The 15,602-nt window shown below is 60.0% G+C and carries 18 protein-coding genes and 3 pseudogenes; 11 read left to right on the forward strand and 10 right to left on the reverse strand.

Annotated features, from left to right (window positions below; genetic code table 11):
* Positions 1-49 precede the first annotated feature (49 nt).
* Positions 50-469, forward strand: coding sequence for a hypothetical protein (locus AAC014_RS10870; RefSeq protein ID WP_339708278.1), 420 nt, complete (start codon positions 50-52; stop codon positions 467-469).
* A gap of 4 nt (positions 470-473) precedes the next feature.
* Positions 474-788, forward strand: coding sequence for a type II toxin-antitoxin system RelE/ParE family toxin (locus AAC014_RS10875; RefSeq protein ID WP_339708281.1), 315 nt, complete (start codon positions 474-476; stop codon positions 786-788).
* A 99-nt stretch (positions 789-887) separates the two neighbouring features.
* Here the strand turns inward: AAC014_RS10875 and AAC014_RS10880 are convergent, their stop codons facing one another.
* Positions 888-1,391, reverse strand: coding sequence for an Rrf2 family transcriptional regulator (locus tag AAC014_RS10880; RefSeq protein ID WP_339708284.1), 504 nt, complete (start codon positions 1,389-1,391; stop codon positions 888-890).
* 87 nt (positions 1,392-1,478) lie between these two features.
* On the opposite strand from AAC014_RS10880, the pseudogene AAC014_RS10885 reads away from it, so the two are divergent.
* The 4 genes and pseudogenes from AAC014_RS10885 to AAC014_RS10900 form a co-directional block, all read left to right on the forward strand.
* Positions 1,479-1,893 (forward strand): annotated as a pseudogene (locus AAC014_RS10885) (group III truncated hemoglobin).
* 7 nt (positions 1,894-1,900) lie between these two features.
* Positions 1,901-2,179, forward strand: a complete 279-nt coding sequence (locus AAC014_RS10890; RefSeq protein WP_339708287.1) for a DUF1971 domain-containing protein — start codon at positions 1,901-1,903, stop codon at positions 2,177-2,179.
* 45 nt (positions 2,180-2,224) lie between these two features.
* A complete protein-coding gene (gene hmpA, locus AAC014_RS10895; RefSeq protein ID WP_339708290.1) occupies positions 2,225-3,436 on the forward strand; it encodes an NO-inducible flavohemoprotein in 1,212 nt (403 codons plus the stop codon).
* Between the two features lie 124 nt (positions 3,437-3,560).
* Positions 3,561-3,839 (forward strand): annotated as a pseudogene (locus tag AAC014_RS10900) (HPP family protein); the annotation flags it as partial.
* On the opposite strand, the gene AAC014_RS10905 reads toward AAC014_RS10900, so the two are convergent.
* From AAC014_RS10905 to AAC014_RS10915, 3 genes are all read right to left on the reverse strand, one after another.
* Positions 3,795-4,109, reverse strand: a complete 315-nt coding sequence (locus AAC014_RS10905; RefSeq protein WP_339708293.1) for a universal stress protein — start codon at positions 4,107-4,109, stop codon at positions 3,795-3,797. The pseudogene AAC014_RS10900 and the gene AAC014_RS10905 sit on opposite strands and share 45 nt — an antisense overlap.
* A 164-nt stretch (positions 4,110-4,273) precedes the next feature.
* A complete protein-coding gene (locus AAC014_RS10910; protein WP_339708295.1) occupies positions 4,274-5,872 on the reverse strand; it encodes an FMN-binding glutamate synthase family protein in 1,599 nt (532 codons plus the stop codon).
* 234 nt (positions 5,873-6,106) lie between these two features.
* A complete protein-coding gene (locus AAC014_RS10915) occupies positions 6,107-6,583 on the reverse strand; it encodes an Lrp/AsnC family transcriptional regulator (RefSeq protein WP_339708297.1) in 477 nt (158 codons plus the stop codon).
* Positions 6,584-7,679: 1,096 nt separating this feature from the next.
* Here AAC014_RS10915 and rnk point away from each other — a divergent pair.
* Positions 7,680-8,114, forward strand: a complete 435-nt coding sequence (rnk, locus tag AAC014_RS10920; protein WP_339708299.1) for a nucleoside diphosphate kinase regulator — start codon at positions 7,680-7,682, stop codon at positions 8,112-8,114.
* 29 nt (positions 8,115-8,143) lie between these two features.
* Here the strand turns inward: rnk and AAC014_RS10925 are convergent.
* The 3 genes and pseudogenes from AAC014_RS10925 to AAC014_RS10935 all read right to left on the reverse strand — a co-directional run bounded on the left by AAC014_RS10925 (position 8,144) and on the right by AAC014_RS10935 (position 9,670).
* Positions 8,144-8,491, reverse strand: a pseudogene (locus AAC014_RS10925) (RidA family protein).
* Between the two features lie 15 nt (positions 8,492-8,506).
* Positions 8,507-8,896, reverse strand: coding sequence for an FAD-dependent oxidoreductase (locus AAC014_RS10930; RefSeq protein ID WP_339708699.1), 390 nt, complete (start codon positions 8,894-8,896; stop codon positions 8,507-8,509).
* 309 nt (positions 8,897-9,205) lie between these two features.
* Positions 9,206-9,670, reverse strand: a complete 465-nt coding sequence (locus tag AAC014_RS10935) for an NUDIX hydrolase (protein ID WP_339708302.1) — start codon at positions 9,668-9,670, stop codon at positions 9,206-9,208.
* Positions 9,671-10,334: 664 nt separating this feature from the next.
* Here AAC014_RS10935 and AAC014_RS10940 point away from each other — a divergent pair.
* Positions 10,335-10,466, forward strand: coding sequence for a hypothetical protein (locus tag AAC014_RS10940; protein WP_339708305.1), 132 nt, complete (start codon positions 10,335-10,337; stop codon positions 10,464-10,466).
* A 38-nt stretch (positions 10,467-10,504) separates the two neighbouring features.
* On the forward strand, positions 10,505-10,678 hold the full coding sequence (locus AAC014_RS10945) for a DUF465 domain-containing protein (protein ID WP_327753035.1): 174 nt from the start codon (positions 10,505-10,507) through the stop codon (positions 10,676-10,678).
* 123 nt (positions 10,679-10,801) lie between these two features.
* On the opposite strand, the gene AAC014_RS10950 is transcribed toward AAC014_RS10945, so the two are convergent.
* Complete coding sequence (locus tag AAC014_RS10950) at positions 10,802-11,101, reverse strand: hypothetical protein (protein WP_339708315.1); 300 nt, start codon at positions 11,099-11,101, stop codon at positions 10,802-10,804.
* Between the two features lie 74 nt (positions 11,102-11,175).
* Here AAC014_RS10950 and AAC014_RS10955 point away from each other — a divergent pair, with 74 nt between their 5' ends.
* On the forward strand, positions 11,176-11,820 hold the full coding sequence (locus AAC014_RS10955; RefSeq protein WP_339708318.1) for a hypothetical protein: 645 nt from the start codon (positions 11,176-11,178) through the stop codon (positions 11,818-11,820).
* 409 nt (positions 11,821-12,229) lie between these two features.
* Here the strand turns inward: AAC014_RS10955 and AAC014_RS10960 are convergent, their stop codons facing one another.
* Both AAC014_RS10960 and AAC014_RS10965 read right to left on the reverse strand, forming a co-directional pair.
* The gene (locus AAC014_RS10960) at positions 12,230-12,754 is read right to left on the reverse strand and encodes a hypothetical protein (RefSeq protein ID WP_339708321.1); all 525 of its coding nucleotides are present in this window, start codon (positions 12,752-12,754) and stop codon (positions 12,230-12,232) included.
* Complete coding sequence (locus AAC014_RS10965) at positions 12,751-13,482, reverse strand: sigma-70 family RNA polymerase sigma factor (RefSeq protein ID WP_339708324.1); 732 nt, start codon at positions 13,480-13,482, stop codon at positions 12,751-12,753. The genes AAC014_RS10960 and AAC014_RS10965 overlap by 4 nt, the downstream gene beginning before the upstream one ends.
* 439 nt (positions 13,483-13,921) lie before the next feature.
* Here AAC014_RS10965 and AAC014_RS10970 point away from each other — a divergent pair, with 439 nt between their 5' ends.
* Positions 13,922-15,601, forward strand: a complete 1,680-nt coding sequence (locus AAC014_RS10970; RefSeq protein WP_339708327.1) for an alpha-D-glucose phosphate-specific phosphoglucomutase — start codon at positions 13,922-13,924, stop codon at positions 15,599-15,601.
* Position 15,602: the final 1 nt, after the last annotated feature.

Raw genomic sequence — 15,602 nt, forward strand, 5'->3', positions numbered from 1 at the left:
CCGGTATCCTTGATACTTTCACAAACCGCGAGCCGACGACAGTGGCGCGGTGAATTTGTCGCTCCTTAGCAGGCGGTCAATGTCACTTCGCTCGATCCTGCCACACTGGTCGCACGGGTTAATGCAGCAGTTCCTTGGACAGTGTCACCAGGCGCTTGCGTTTGTCCACAATATCCCTTATGTTGAGGACAATCTTTTGAAGGACGATGCCATGCCCAAGGCCATGACCCTGAATGTGCGTGTCAGCGGCACACTGGGCGAATTTGTTGCCAACAACATCGGCAACGATGGTGCCTATGAGAATGTCAGCGAATATGTCCGCGATCTCATCCGCCGCGACAAAGAGCGCGTCGAGGCCGAAGGGTTCGCGCGGCTGAAAGCCGAATTGACGGCCGCTTTCGCTGCGCCGGAAACGGCCTATGAAAAACTCGATGCCGATACGGTGATCGCGCGCAATACGTGGGGCTGATCGAGTGGCCGGCTTTCGTATTCAAGATCGCGCGGGTCGACGCCTCGACGAAATCTACGGCTATACCCGCGATAATTGGGGTGAAGAACAGGCGGCCCACTACATTCGAGACCTGTTCAAGCGATTCGAGGAAATCGCAGTTCGCAAGACCGCCTGGCGTCCGGTTCCGGCCGAGTTCGGAGTGGATGGCTTCTACTGTCGTCATGAGCATCATTACATTTACTGGCGGGTGCTCTCCGATGGCGCGGTAGGCATTGTCACAGTCCTTCACGAAAGAATGCACCAGCTCGAGCGCTTTCGTGAGGATCTGCCGCAGTAGAGGTTGGCTCACGCTACGTAGGACAATTGCGGCGGACAGCATTCGCCTTGACTGGGGCGCTCAAATGCCAGGTCTTGCTCTTCAGGAGCCGTGGTTCGTTCATACCTTCCTTGAATCGTATTGAGGACTCACGCATTCGCTCCGTTCTTGCCTGGGCATGGTAGTGGAGGCGCCAACGGGATCTGCCACCGTTCTCAGCAGATGCGAAAAATCGCCCCGGCGTGCCAGCACGTCCGCGAGTGAATAGCCGTCGAGTACACGCAGGAAGGCCTGCAAAGCTTCGTCGAGAACACTGGTCAAGCCGCACGCGGGCGCGATCAGGCATGATCCGCAATCGACCAGATCAAAGCTATCTTCCGTGTGCCGGATGAGCGCACCGACGTTGATCTCCTCCGGCGGACGCGCTAGCCGAATTCCGCCATGGCGCCCTCGCACGCTCTCCAGATAACCGGCATTCACGAGGTCGTTCACGACCTTCATCAGGTGGTTCTTCGAGATCGCATAGGCGCCGGCAATCTCGGCGATGGGCGAAAGCCGTTCCGGTTGCCGCCCGAGATAGAGCAGCACGCGCATGGCAAAATCCGTGTAGCGGGTGAGGCGCATTGTCCCAGCTCCTAATGATGCATTGTCATTGCATGATTTTGTGTGCAGATATAGATGCATCAATAATGCATGATTTGGAGCATCGCGGTGGAGCAGCTGGAACTTGATGATATCGGGTTGAAATCACTGGTCGATGCTTTCTACGCCCGCGTTCGCGCCGATATCGCACTCGGGCCGATCTTCAACGACGCGATCGGTGACTGGCCGGAGCATCTGGAGAAGCTCGCCGCCTTCTGGTCGTCGGTGATGCTGACAAGCGGCCGTTACAAAGGAACAGCCCGTCCCCGCGCATATGAAGCACAAGGCGCGGATAACGCCGGAGCTGTTCGCGCGCTGGCTCACGCTTTGGGCGCAAACCACCGATGCGTTGATGGCCCCCGAAGCTGCTGCTGCGCTGCAGGACCGCGCACGACGCATTGCCCAGAGCCTGCAACTTGCAATGTTCTTCCGTCCGGACGATCGACCGGTTCTTCATCCGCGCACCGCATCGCTGGCGCGGTAGGCTGAATATGGCTGAAGTTCGTCCCTATCGATCGACCCCGGTGTTCGATCAGGACACTCTGCCCGCCGCCTTGCGCGCCCGCCACACCACCAAGGCGGGGGTGTGGGGCGTAATCCGCGTCATCGAGGGGCAACTTCAGCTCACCTGGCTCGACCCTCCGTCGGTGCTTCTCCTCGACGCCCTCACCCCCGGCCTCATCCTGCCGCAGCAGCCGCATTTCGTGACGCCCCTCGGCGCGATGAAAATGCAGATCGACTTTTACGACCAGCCGCCGCCCGGCAGCTGATCGCCTCCCCAACCTCTTCTCGCAACGTCATTCATAGGAGTTTGCATGTCACAGCCGCTCAGTGAGCAGGCCATCGCCTGCGTTAAAGCCACCGTTCCCGCACTCGAAGCGCACGGCCTCGAAATCGTGAATGAAATGTATGCGCGCATGTTCCAAAGCCCGGCCATCCGCGATCTGTTCAACCAGTCGCATCACGGCGATGCAGGGTCGCAGCCGCGCGCGCTGACCGGGGCGATCCTCGCCTATGCATCCAATATCGACAATCTCGGTGCGCTCGCCCCCGCCGTGGAGCGCATCGCGCAGAAGCATGTCGGCCTTCAGATCCTGCCCGAACATTATCCCTATGTCGGCGAGGCCTTGCTCGGCGCCATCAAGGCCGTGCTCGGCGATGCTGCGAGCGACGAGACTCTTGCAGCTTGGGGCGAGGCTTACGGGTTCCTGGCCAATATCCTCATCGCCCGCGAAGGCCGTATCTACGAGGCACAAAAGGATTCCGCTGGCGGCTGGAACGGCTGGCGCGACTTCTGCATCGAGACGATCGTGCCTGAAAGCAGCGTCATCACATCCTTCATCCTCAGGCCCGCCGATGGCGGCGCGGTCATGGCGCACAGACCCGGACAGTATCTGACCTTCTGGCTCGAGATACCGGGCCAGACGCCGGTCAAACGCAACTATTCAATCTCCTCGGCGCCCAATGACGAGACGTATCGCATCTCGGTGAAACGCGAGCCGCACGGCCTTGCTTCGGGATGGCTGCATGACACGGCGCGGACAGGCACAATTCTCAAGGTCGCGGCGCCTGCGGGCGAGTTCTTCCTCGACGAACAACCGGCAAGCCCGGTCGTGCTGCTGTCGGGCGGTGTCGGCCTGACGCCGATGGTTGCGATGCTGGAGACGCTGGTCGCGCAAGGCGCGAACGTGCCGGTCCATTATATCCACGGTACCCATAATCGCGACACGCATGCGATGCGCAATCACGTGCGCGCACTCGCTGCAAAGGGCAAGGCCGTACGGGTCGCTGACTTCCACCAGACGCCGCTGGCCGATGAAGTCGCGGGCCGCGACTATGATATCGCCGGGATCATCACCGACGCGTGGCTGATTGCGAACACGCCGGTCGCCGAAGCCGACTATTATATCTGCGGGCCGCGCCCATTCCTGCGCCACGCCGTGTCGGCCTTGTCGCTCGCGGGCGTGCCTTCTGGGCGCATTCATTATGAGTTTTTCGGTCCCGCCGACGAACTGCTCGCAGCCTGAGTTCAAGGCGGCCAGGAAGGCGTTTGTTTAGTCCCTTCAAACAGTTCTTTCTGGTCACGAATGCGCGGCCGCAGCATTCGTGACCAGCGATTATTCCTACACATTATCGAGTGGCCATCTCCCCGTGCGTTTTTTCCGTCCTATCCTGACAGGTGCCGATTTTCGTGGCCGCGCCATTGCCAGCCTTGGCGCCGCAATCGGCATCCTGTTCACCATTCTACTCTGTTCGGCGCTTCCATTTACGAGGTCCGATCTCCCTTTCATCGTGGCGCCGCTCGGCGCATCGGCCGTGCTCGTCTTCGCGGTGCCCAGCAGTCCGATGGCACAGCCCTGGCCGGTTATCGGCGGCAATATCATTTCATCGCTGGTCGGTGTCGGCGTGTTCCGGACGATCCCCGACCTCGGGCTTGGTATCGAGATCGGGAAGGTCAGCGTGCACGCGGGCGGCCGCAACCTTTGCCTGGTCGGGCGGGCGGCGCCACGAGGGTGCATCCCAGCCCTTCCAAAGGTCGTTGGGGTTTCGGGCGGAATCGACGGCGTGGACGACGGTGAGCTTCGCGTCCCACGCCTGCGCCAGGATTGCGGCCTGGCTGAGCGCCCTGTCGCTGCGCGCGCCGAGGTCGGTTGCGAGCAGGAGGTGTCGCGGTGTCGCCTTCGTTTCGCGTGTCGTCATTTCCGGTCTCCTCTTCTAGAGTTTCTGCTGTTCTTCCTCTTCGTCCGGTCGCCTTGTGCAATTGTTGCTCGGACACGCGATTCTTTCGATCGCATCGCGCCGCCGCTCTCAGCGAAGCCAAACTCTGTACCGTGTTCAGCGTGCGGCGCAACATCGCCGCAAGGTCAGACCATCAACGCGAAACTGTCGGCGCGGGCGAGCCGCCAAGCTACACTGTAAAAATCGCGATTGTGATCGTCCCCCAACAGTTCTCCATTTTCAAGAAAGATGTGGAGCTGGGAGAACATCCGGATTTCGGTGCGGCTGACACGCCGGACGAGATGATGGGGGCTAAGCTCTCTGGGTTGTCTGAGTCCGGCCGCCGCGATCATCTCGGAGAGGGCGCCGAGAGTATTGCGATGAAAATTGTAGACCCTTTCCGCCTTGTCTGGGACGACCAATGCCCGCTGGCGCATCGGATCCTGTGTGGCGACGCCAACAGGGCACCGATTGGTGTGGCACGACAGCGACTGGATGCAGCCGATTGCAAACATGAATCCGCGCCCGGCGTTAGTCCAGTCCGCGCCTAACGCCATGACCGCCGCGATATCGAATGCGCTGACGATCTTGCCGGCGGCGCCGACCTTGATTTTCCCGCGTAGGCCGGCTCCAACCAGCGTATTGTGAACAAAGAGCAGGCTCTCGCGCATCGGCATGCCGAGATGGTCGGCGAACTCGACAGGTGACGCGCCGGTGCCGCCTTCGGCACCATCAACGACGATGTAGTCGGGCAGGATGCCCGTCTCCCGCATCGCCTTCACCATCCCCATGAACTCCCAGGGTTGGCCGATACAGAGCTTGAATCCGATCGGCTTGCCCTTCGAGAGCCGACGCAGGTCCGCGATGAAGTGCATCAGTTCCACGGGCGTCGAAAATGCGCGGTGGCGTGCCGGCGAAATGCAATCCTCGCCCATCGGAATACCCCGGGTCACGGCGATCTCTGTCGTGATCTTCTCTGCGGGCAGGATTCCGCCTTTCCCCGGTTTGGCGCCCTGGCTGATCTTGATCTCGATCATTTTCACCTGGGGGTCGGCCGCCTGCTCGGCAAAGCGTGTGTGATCGAAGTTTCCGTCGGCCGTTCGGCATCCGAAATACCCGCTGCCGATCTCCCAGATGAGGTCGCCGCCATATTCACGGTGATAGCGGCTGATGCTCCCTTCACCTGTGTCATGAGCGAAGCCGCCCATCGCCGCCCCCTTGTTGAGTGCGCGGATGGCATTGGCGCTGAGCGCGCCGAAGCTCATCGCCGAAATATTGAATATCGAAGCGCTATAAGGTTGGTTGCAGTCATCACCTCCAATGGGCACACGGAAGGTGGCGGGATCAGCCGACGGTGCCGGCTGGACCGAATGGGCGATGAATTCATAACCCTCATCGTAGACGTCAACCAGCGTGCCAAACGCGCGTTCGCTGCTCTCGTTCTTGGCTCGTGCATAGACGAGCGAGCGCTGACTCCGGGAAAACGGTGTCTGCTCGTGGTCGTCTTCGATAAGATACTGCCGGATCTCGGGCCGAATCTCCTCGAACAGCCAGCGCAGGCGTCCGATCAGAGGGTAGTTGCGTCGGACGGAATGAATCGGTTGGGCCAGATCGTAAAGCCCAGCGAGGGTCAGCGCCGCCCCGCTGATGAAGGGCGCGATCGCCCAGACTGCAGGCAGATAATAGCCCGAGACGATAGCCACGACAGCGCTGAGGCTAAGCGCCGTGAAGCGGGTAAAAAACATGAATAAACTCCACCGGTAGATGCCGGTTGAAACGAAGCGGCAATTGCCGTTTCGAAAAATGACGGGAAAAATCCCTCGCAGGCGCGCGTCAGTAGGTGCCGCGCCCCGAGGGTCGGGCCCGTGACATAAGGCTGCCTCCATGCAGCCTGAAGCGTTTGAGGCTCAAAAAACGCATACCCACGATGTAAGGCTGCCGCCTGCGCAAAGCAAGATGAGGGGCCACTCTGTTCGCATTTACCGGTCGGCAATTGGGTATCCCTGGAAGACTTTCGGCTTGTCCATCACGACATGCGTCGTAATCCGGCTCAGCCCCGACTCCTGACTCAGGCGTTCCTTGAGTGCACTCCATTCGGACATGGCGCGAACCACCACCTTCAATACATAGTCGGTGTCGCCGCTGACGTGCGAAGCCTCGACGATTTGAGGCGTGTTGCGGATCGCCTCTTCAAAACGCTGACGTTCCTCACGATGCCGCCCCCCCAGCGACACTTCGACCAGCAAGACGAGACCAACCTCCACGCGGAATGGGTCGAGCCGTGCGTGATAACCTTGTATCTCCCCCGTCCGCTCAAGCCTGCGCACGCGCGCCAAGCACGCACTTTCCGAGAGCCCGATTCGGACGGCGAGCGCAGCATTGGAAACGCGCCCCTGAGCCTGCAACACGCGCAGGATTCGTCGGTCGATCCGGTCAAGCGTAGCATTATTGGCCATGGCGGCGATAGACCGCAGATTCTGCGGTCCGGGTCAAGCTCTTCAAATCCACCTGCGGCGATGGAAGGTCTAAGGTTGCGGCTGAAATCAATGGAGAATGACATGCCCCCGCGACACGCATTGCCCGCTTTGACAGACGATCTGACCTGGACGCTCATTATCGCTGCGACGTTGGCATTGGGCCTGCCGTTGCTGATCGCCGCTAGCCATTTCGTCATGAACTGACAGGATCAACAATGGGTGGCTCACCACTGCGCCCTCGACCCCCGAGCATCGAGACAACCCGCTCGGCCGCGTCGATAAGCGGCTGCACGGCAACACCGAAGGTCGACGGACGCTGCAGAATTGCACGCGCAGAAACGACCTCCGTACGTCATTAGGGAGGGAAGAATAAGCGGAGAACGCTTGGCCGCGGAAACTCTATCCGGCGGGAAGGGGCTGCCGCGTCGTCGCCTGGCCGATGGGATAATAGGCGGTTCTCTCCGAGGTCGCGGCGGATTCATCCTTCGCAGTCACATGTTCCGGCAGCATGTCGTTACCGTAGACCCTCTACAGCCGACTTGCCTTGGGATCCTTGACCGCGAAGCGAAACATCATGATGATGGACCGGTTCATCTCTCCAGCAATCACATGGGCGTGCCCGCGGACGCCCGCCCGAGTGCAAGGGCGAGGGTGCGCTGGAGTCTACGCCGCGCGCCCAGCTTTGAAACAGGAGAGGGATGGATGATCAATAGTTCGAATCTCTGCGTCCTATTGTTCGCCTGTGCTTTGGTATTAGGACGCATTTTCCTCCAGGATCGAGGGGCTGAGGACAAGCGCGAACACCATGAATTGTGACGGAAAGTCTCGTCGTTCGGCGTTTTAGGCCCTTCGTGGCGACCGCCTGCATTGACTTCGCGTGGGGAAGACATCATCATCTGAAGATGCACCTACGGATTGTTCTCTTGCGCTTCCCGCCACCATGCGGGCCAACTTCTCGCGGGCATATAGCCCCGGGTTCCGGTGCGGCACGCCCCGAGCTCGGGGCGCACTCTCGATCCCATAATGCGTGCGGCCAGGCAGCTGCGCGTTCATCGATTCCGAGAAAGCCAGCACCATGAAGAACACAAGCGCGGCCCGCAGGCCGTCCATCCATTTGATCGATAGTGAAGCGGACGCACTTACCAATCTTGCCTATAGCGTCGAAGAACGACTCCCCCAGGTCAGCGAACTCCTTATCGGCGAGATCGCGCGCGCGACCATTCACACGGCCGACCGCCTGCCTCGCGATGTGGTCGCGATGCTCTCGACGGTTGAGTTTAACGATGCCGCGAGCGGGACGACGCGGATTGTACAACTCGTGTATCCGCGCGAGGCCGATATCTCGGCGGGCCGCATTTCCATTCTCACGCCGGTAGGCGCGGGTCTCATCGGCCTGCGCGAAGGCCAGTCGATTGTCTGGCCCGATCGCGAAGGCAATGAGCGCAAGCTGACCATCGTCAAGGTCACCCAAAATGGCCTGTCGCCAGCAACCGCCACGGCGCGCGCCTGATAGATGCGCGCCGTCCTTGCGGCGTGCGATCACCGTAGAGCGGCGGTCACCAGGATCTCGATTTTATAATCGGGGCTTGCGAGCTTCACCTCGCCCGTCGCGCGGGCCGGAACTTTAACGTCCGTCAGTCACTTTTCCCAAATCTCGTTCATTACGGGAAAATCGGCCATGTCCGAGAGCCAGATCGTCGCCTGAAGCAAATGCGCGCGATCCGATCCGGCATCTTGCAGCAGCGTGTCGATCGCATTGAGCACTGCCTTGGTTTGTACGGCCACGTCTTCCCCCGGAGCTGCAATCTGGCCGGAAAGATAGACGACGCCGGCGTGTATCGTCACTTGGCTCATGCGGGGACCGGGGTTCATATGGCGGATGGTCATGGCAATCTCCTTTATTCAGGACCGAAGATATCGAGAGAGGGCGAGGTCGCCCGCTTCAATGGCGGGCGGTTCGCCACTGATGAGGCTGTTCAGCAGGTGGCCCGAACCGCACGCCATGGTCCATCCAAGCGTCCCATGACCGATGTTGGGATAGAGGTTCGGTATTTCGGTTGGACCGACGATCGGCGGTCCGTCCGGGCTCATCGGGCGAAAGCCCGACCAGAAGGACATTTCGCTGGCACGCGCTGCATCAGGAAACAGGTCGGATAGACAATGGACCAGCGTTGCACGGCGACGCTCAAGCAGATCAGTTGAAAAACCGGATATTTCCGTGTTGATTTTCACTGAGAGTTGACCCGGGGTTGGAGTAGCCCCCTTGGGTCGGACGGAGGTTATGCGGCTGATTTGACCATGGCGCGGGTGCGATCCGCGGAGTTCGCAATAGTCGCGACGGTAGCGTCATTAAATGGCTTCACGATAAGCTCCTCACGGGCGCCGCACTGAAAGCACCGGCGCGCGCATCCTTGAAAAAGAAGGAGAATAGGGGACAATGTCAGGCCCTGACGGCGTACCGTCAGGGCGAATTAGCGCGCGAGCGCGCTGCTGCCGCGGTGGAATGTTTGACGGAAGCTATGATTGTCCCGAGCCATGCCACCAACATAGGCTTGGGTGGCCCGATAGACAAGGCGAGAACCGCCGGCAGGACGATCCATGTCAGACGATCGATATCGGTATGTTGACGATCAAATCCGCCAGCTCTTCCTCCTCGACCTGGCTTGCCGCCTGCGCGCGGGCGAACCACTGCAGGCGCCGCTTCGATCGCTCCGGCCAATCCTTCGATTGCGTGACGGATCGCATCGGAAAGACCGTCACCTCGCAAGGCACATCATCACCACCCGCGCCCATATGCTTGCCATATCGGTACGAACCGATCGGTTGCGGCAGGAGATCGCCTTTTATGCCCGCCTCCTCATAGGCTTCGACGGCGGCCGTCTGTGGCCCGTTCATATCTGGGATAGGCCAGCCCTTTGGGATGACCCAACGCCGGGTTCTGCGGGACGTTATGAGCAGAATCTCAAGCTCGTCGCCGTTAACCACGCGCATCGGCAGCGCGGCATATTGGACATACAGTCCGCATTCGTTGCGGACGAACTTCAGCGATCGCGCGTTCTTCAACACTCTAACTCAGCCGATGCTTTCGAACGCAAGATCGCTCGAAAGACATTTGGAAGGCGTCTGACTTTCCCCGAACGCCCACCAAAAGGACGTCCGGCTACCTGCGTGTCTGGACGCGCCTAACCCTTTCAAATGACCGCGAAACATCCTCTGCCACCCAGGCAATCTATGCCAGGCCACCAAGAAGTCAACGGCACCCTGTTACAACCGCCGCCGACGAATCCTCGGGCGTGCAGCACTTGACTTACAGTGGATATCTGGCATCCTCTAGCCGTCATGCAAATGCACCCTGTCATGCTGGCGACACCGCCTAGAAAGAAGCCGATCATCGGCCTCTGAGCCCTATTCGACGTTTCAGTCGGTTAGGGCATTGCACAATTTACTAGTTCCTCAAGATATAAATCTTGGATCTTAGTAAATTCTCTTCCTTGAGAAGAGCGAATTATTCTTCACGATATTTGTGACACCCCGCGGCAAGCGGCGTTCACGCGCGCGCACCGCGCCGATTGCCGGGTCCGCGGTGAAGCAGGGATCGATCATGACATTTTCTCCCTATCTCAGGCTCCCCCCCGAACCGCTTCCTTATCCCTGAGCGGACGCCGCTGTCCGATCAGGCGCACGAAGTGAATCACATCACCATTGGGTGATAATGCGAAGGACCATGTTCATGGGTAAGAAGAAAATGTCGGGGAGCCGCGAGCCTCGCAAGCCGAAAAAGGAGAAACTTCCTAAGTCGGCCGCCAACACTGTCTCCAGTGTTCTGAACGGAGGCAAGGTATCGGCGAAGGCGAGCAAATAACTCGTCCATCCCGTTTCATTCCAGGAAAGGAGGAGCATATGTCTGCTCGACTTATTGAACGGTTGAAGGCCGCTCATGAGAGGATCAACAAGCAGATCGAGTTTGAGAGAAGCGTTCTGCAGCCCGACGAAGCTCGATTGAGCAAGCTGAAGAAGACCAAACTCTCGCTGAAGGACCGCATGGCGCGCATTTCGGCGAGCCTGGCCATCTAAAATGAGGCGAAGGCCGGCGAACCTGTCGCCGGCCTTCGTTTAGACTAAGATGATCAACTGACGCCAGGCTTCATGCCTGATACGCGCCTATGGCGCTGCCACCTCGACATGAAAGGCGCGCAGTCAGCTCACGAGCCACCACAGTGCTCCGACGACGACGAATGGAAACGCCAGCAAGACCAGCAACGATTTGACCGGTTCTCGGAAAATATGCCCATGATCCTCGTGAAACGCCTCCAAGGGCTTGGACAGCCGTTCATCGGTGGTCATCAGCGCCGTGTCGATTAATGGCAATTTGGGAAATATCTCAATCAGGGTGGCAAGTTCGGACGCACTTATCGCCGGATAACGTAGCAGAAGCTGTTCAACGATAACCGTATCGTCGGCGCGTGGTCTTGGCTGTACTTGGAAAGGGGAGTTCATCGAAAGAGTCCTCAAGTATAGACAGGCCGCCGCCCAAAGCGTGACCGTCGCATGAAAATCGGATTCCGCCGTCTTTGATCGATCGCGTTCAAACAGAGGTCGAGCGTCTCGTCATCGATCCTTATGTCCCGAACGCTGCAGCTGGCGAAGCGCGCGTTCGGCTACTCGCAGATTTTGAGGAAGCGAGGCTCCAGCCTAGTATCGTCGCCACGGATGCTCATGCATCCAACATGGCCCTCTTACTACGTTGTTTCAAGCTCGGCTTGCGCTCGCCTTCCTGTCGCCCCTTCTCCCAGATCGCAGCATCTGCGACGGTCGTTAGTGGGGCGATAGGCATCGACGAAGAGGCGGCCACGGTCAAACTACTCAAGGATGTGCTGGACGACGCACGAGCGGAGGCTTCTCGGACCTTTATTGGCCCGGTGGCCCAACGCGCCCGCGTGCATGTCGAGCGCCTTTTCCCCGGCGCCGACCTCAGCTTCGATGAAGAACTCGGCCTGGCCTCGGTCACGCGATCCGGCCTGAGTGAAGCCTGCGGAACGCTCTCAAAGGGGACGCAGGAGCAGCTGGCGGTCCTCACCCGCCTCGCCTTTGCCGACATGCTGCTGGAACAGGGCCTGCCGGTTTCCCTCATTCTCGACGATCCGCTCGTCTATTCCGACGACGGCAGGCTAGATCTGATGACGGAAATTCTTGAAGAAGCATCGCAGCGCATGTAGGTGATCTTGCTCACCTGCCGGGACCGGGCATTCCGGCATTTGGCGGCAACCCGCGTGCAGCTTTGAGGATGGGGTTTAGGTGCGGCTGATGGGAATCAGGCAAGCAGGCCGATAAGAATCGGTTTGACGACTCAGCCGCAAAAAGACAGGCAGTATACATGTCGATTGTCTGGAAAATCATCCGCATCACCGGACTCTATGTCATCTTCTTTTTCGTCAGCGTAATATTCTCGGCAGTTGCATTGGACGGCCTTCCAGACGCGCTTGAGGCGCATTTCGCCCTATTATCGCCTGTTCTATTGATCATCTGGTACGAGAAGCGACGAACGAAGAAGATCGCTGCAAAGAAAACATCTGCGGATAGCGGAGCCGGGCTCCGCCGGGCGTTGCCGCCTCGCGGACACGAAGCTCACAACCCGGCAACAGCTCGGCGGCAAGCTGATGACGACACGGCGTCCCCCTTAGATACTTCGGTCCCGGCAAATATCCCGGAATCCGCCGCCGTGGTCGCCAACGATATCGCCAGTACAGGCGTGGCAATGACGCCGACCGATAGCCTCGGAAAGTCGAGCCGCACTTCTCGGATCTGGCGTTCGACCAGATTGAAATTGTCGATGAGCCATTCTGCCGCCGGGGTGATGGCGGCCTTGTCGACGATGGCTGAACAGATCGACCGATAGGATTGCACGAGGCTTGTTTCATTGTCGGCGAGCCGGTCGAGCAGCGAGTAACCCAATTGTCGGTAGGGCTTGACGGTCTGCGCGCGTGCAAGCTCCAGCCGCTCGACGCTGAACAGCGCCTCGCGGATGGCCACCGTGTCGTCCCAGGGCGGTTTGGGCGAAGCGGCCTTGAAGAATGCGTGAGGAAGATGCTGCGGACCATGGGCCTTCGCGGGCGCTTTCGCGGCAGTGATGTCGTTGCGACCGTGTTTCATGCGATCTCTCCCTGTGCGTCCGACCAGTCTGCAAGCAGTGCGGCCTCGGGTGATCGACCCACCACTCGGTCGCGGGCGTCGCCGGCAAACGGGAACATGCTCGCGGGCGCAGCCCCGAGCGCTGGAGCAAGGGCGCGCTGTAGCCGCCGTCGCGCGCGCAGGTGCCGGGTCTTGACCGTGGCGGTTTTGATGCCGAGCAGTTCGGCGACCTCGCCAATATCGAGTTCCTCGATCTGTCGCAGCACGAAGACCGTGCGGAACTGAGGGGGCAATCGGTCGATCGCATCATTGATCAGTTGCAGGATCTGGTGGTGCGCATAGGCCCGTTCGGGCGAACTCGCGATCGAGCCGCGCATCAGCGTCTCGCAATATGTCTCCGCGATTGACGTAGGCTCTTCGAGCCATGTTCGGCGCCGGTGTACCAAGCGGGCTTGTGCAAGCGCTGCATTGGTGACGATGCGCGTCAACCAGGTCGAAAGTGTCGATCGTCCTGCGAAGCCGCTGATACCTGCCAGCGCGCTGAGATAGGCGCTTTGGACGGCATCTTCGGCGTCCTCGCGATTGCGCAGGATCCGCCAGGCGGTGCGCTGCAGCTGCCGATCATTGCGCTGCATGACGAGGGCGAGCTCCGAGGTCAGCTCAAGTTCGGAATGGGGGTCTCCGCGCCGAGCAGCGGAAATGCCGGGATGAAACTCGGCACCAGAACAAGCGGACATATTTGCCTCCATTCACCTCGCATCCGGGGAAGAGAGATGCGACAAGCACCGCGCTCGGCCGCGTCGCGGTTCACTCCGCGTTACGAGGGTTGCGAAGGCCTGATTTCACGCCAGATCGGCGATCTGTCGGCGCGACGGACAGCGCGCCGGGGTCCCCGTCGCTTAGCGGAGGGCGGGACCCAGTGCCTGGAAGCGTGCCGTGCTACTGCCCGGATGAATTCCAAGGCGCCGAACAGTTAGAAAACTGGCCATTGCGCTTTCAATATTCGTCTCGACCACACAATGTTCGAGATGATGTTCGCGGATGCTGTTGGGCGAGCGCGCAAACTCATCTTGCAGGAGGCATCTTCTGCCTGCTAATCTCATGTAGCAAATGAATATTATTTGGCAGTTATATGAAAAATATTGCCGCCAAATATTCACTTCGTCCACGCGTCCATGCGGTCGCGCCATGAGCGGCGCTCGCATCGATCCGGCTGCGGGAAAGCTGTTGAAGCCCGCGCAACTCATCGATCCCGTCAAACTGATCGATGCCTATTATGCTGGCATTCCGGACCTGTCGGTGGCGACGCAGCGCATCCATTTCGGCACCTCGGGCCATCGCGGCTCGCCGTTCGACAATGCGTTCAACGAGGCGCATATCATCGCTGTGGCCGAGGCCGTCTGCCTTTATCGCAAAAGCGAGAGTATTGATGGTCCGCTGTTCCTTGGCATCGACACCCACGTTCACTCGCGGCCGGCATTTGTCATCGCGCTGGAGGTGTTCGTCGCGAACGACGTGGAGACGATGATCGATACCGACGAGGGCTTCACGCCGACCCCCGTCATTTCCCATGCCATCCTGACCTATAACAGTGGCCGAACGGCCGGCTTGGCCGATGGCGTGGTGCTCACCCCCTCGCACAATCCCCTGGAAGATGGCGGCTTCAAATATAATCCGCCCGACGGGAGGCCCCGCCGGGTCCGAAATTACCAGCTGGATCGAAGCACCGCGAACGAACTGCTGAAGGCCGGCATTCAAAAGGTCCGACGTGTTCCTCATGCACGAGCGCGCCAATCGGTGTGCGTGCACCCCCACGACTATATGGATCACTATCTCGGAGATCTCGCGGACGTGATCGACAGCGAGGCTATTGCGGGGTCAGGGCTGGCACTCGGCATCGATCCTTTGGGTGGCGCAAGCGTGCACTATTGGCCCAAGATCATCGACCGCCAAGGCCTCAATGGAACTGTCGTCGAGGTCATGGTCGACCCTACATTCGGCTTCATGACCGCGGACTGGGACGGGAAGATCCGAATGGATTGCTCGTCCCCTTATGCCATGACCCGGCTGATCGGCATGCGTGACCGCTTCGACCTTGCGTTCGGCAATGATACCGACGCCGACCGCCACGGCATCGTCACGCCGACAGGCGGCCTGATGCCGCCCATTCATTTTCTGGCGGTGGCGATCGCGTATCTGGTCGATCCTCGTCCCCAATGGACGTCGCGCTGCGGCATCGGCAAGACGATGGTGAGCAGCAGTGTGATTGATCGCATCGCGCACCGCGCTGGCCGGCCGCTCGTCGAAGTTCCCGTCGGGTTCAAATGGTTCGTCGACGGTCTCTACTCCGGAACCCTTGGCTTTGCCGGCGAGGAAAGTGCGGGCGCCTCCTTGCTTCGCCGCGATGGTTCTGTCTGGACGACCGACAAGGACGGCCTGGCGCTTGGCCTGTTGGCGGCCGAGATCACGGCGCGGTCGGGGTCCGATCCGAATCAGGCCTATGACGCGCTGACGCAAGAATTCGGGCAATTCTGGTGCGAACGGATCGACGCACCGGTAGCGCCCGAGCAGGTGGATGTGCTGAGCCGCGCCACGGCCGATCGGATCTCTGCCACCGAACTCGCTGGCGAACCGATCGAGGCGAAGCTGACCACCGCGCCTGCCGGGGGCGCGTCGCTCGGCGGCATCAAGATCATAACCGCCGGTGGTTGGTTTGCGGCGCGCCCATCCGGAACCGAGTCGATCTACAAGCTGTACGCCGAGAGCTTCCGCAGTGCCGACCATCTGCGCGCGATTCAGCACGATGCCCCGACGATCGTCGAAGGCGTGTTCGGCCGGGAACAAGCCGCTGGCGATCATGCCCACTGAA

The sequence above is a fragment of the uncultured Sphingosinicella sp. genome, assembly GCF_963974575.1.
Lineage (GTDB): Bacteria > Pseudomonadota > Alphaproteobacteria > Sphingomonadales > Sphingomonadaceae > Sphingosinicella.

Bases quoted from the DNA above. Each gene is read 5' to 3' on its own strand.
- AAC014_RS10945 (WP_327753035.1), top strand. From the start codon at position 10,505: ATGTCTGCTCGACTTATTGAACGGTTGAAGGCCGCTCATGAGAGGATC.
- AAC014_RS10965 (WP_339708324.1), bottom strand. From the start codon at position 13,482: ATGGAGGCAAATATGTCCGCTTGTTCTGGTGCCGAGTTTCATCCCGGC.
- AAC014_RS10940 (WP_339708305.1), top strand. From the start codon at position 10,335: ATGGGTAAGAAGAAAATGTCGGGGAGCCGCGAGCCTCGCAAGCCGAAA.
- AAC014_RS10890 (WP_339708287.1), top strand. From the start codon at position 1,901: ATGGCTGAAGTTCGTCCCTATCGATCGACCCCGGTGTTCGATCAGGAC.
- rnk (WP_339708299.1), top strand. From the start codon at position 7,680: ATGAAGAACACAAGCGCGGCCCGCAGGCCGTCCATCCATTTGATCGAT.
- AAC014_RS10905 (WP_339708293.1), bottom strand. From the start codon at position 4,109: ATGACGACACGCGAAACGAAGGCGACACCGCGACACCTCCTGCTCGCA.
- AAC014_RS10960 (WP_339708321.1), bottom strand. From the start codon at position 12,754: ATGAAACACGGTCGCAACGACATCACTGCCGCGAAAGCGCCCGCGAAG.
- AAC014_RS10970 (WP_339708327.1), top strand. From the start codon at position 13,922: ATGAGCGGCGCTCGCATCGATCCGGCTGCGGGAAAGCTGTTGAAGCCC.
- hmpA (WP_339708290.1), top strand. From the start codon at position 2,225: ATGTCACAGCCGCTCAGTGAGCAGGCCATCGCCTGCGTTAAAGCCACC.
- AAC014_RS10950 (WP_339708315.1), bottom strand. From the start codon at position 11,101: ATGAACTCCCCTTTCCAAGTACAGCCAAGACCACGCGCCGACGATACG.
- AAC014_RS10915 (WP_339708297.1), bottom strand. From the start codon at position 6,583: ATGGCCAATAATGCTACGCTTGACCGGATCGACCGACGAATCCTGCGC.
- AAC014_RS10910 (WP_339708295.1), bottom strand. From the start codon at position 5,872: ATGTTTTTTACCCGCTTCACGGCGCTTAGCCTCAGCGCTGTCGTGGCT.
- AAC014_RS10880 (WP_339708284.1), bottom strand. From the start codon at position 1,391: ATGCGCCTCACCCGCTACACGGATTTTGCCATGCGCGTGCTGCTCTAT.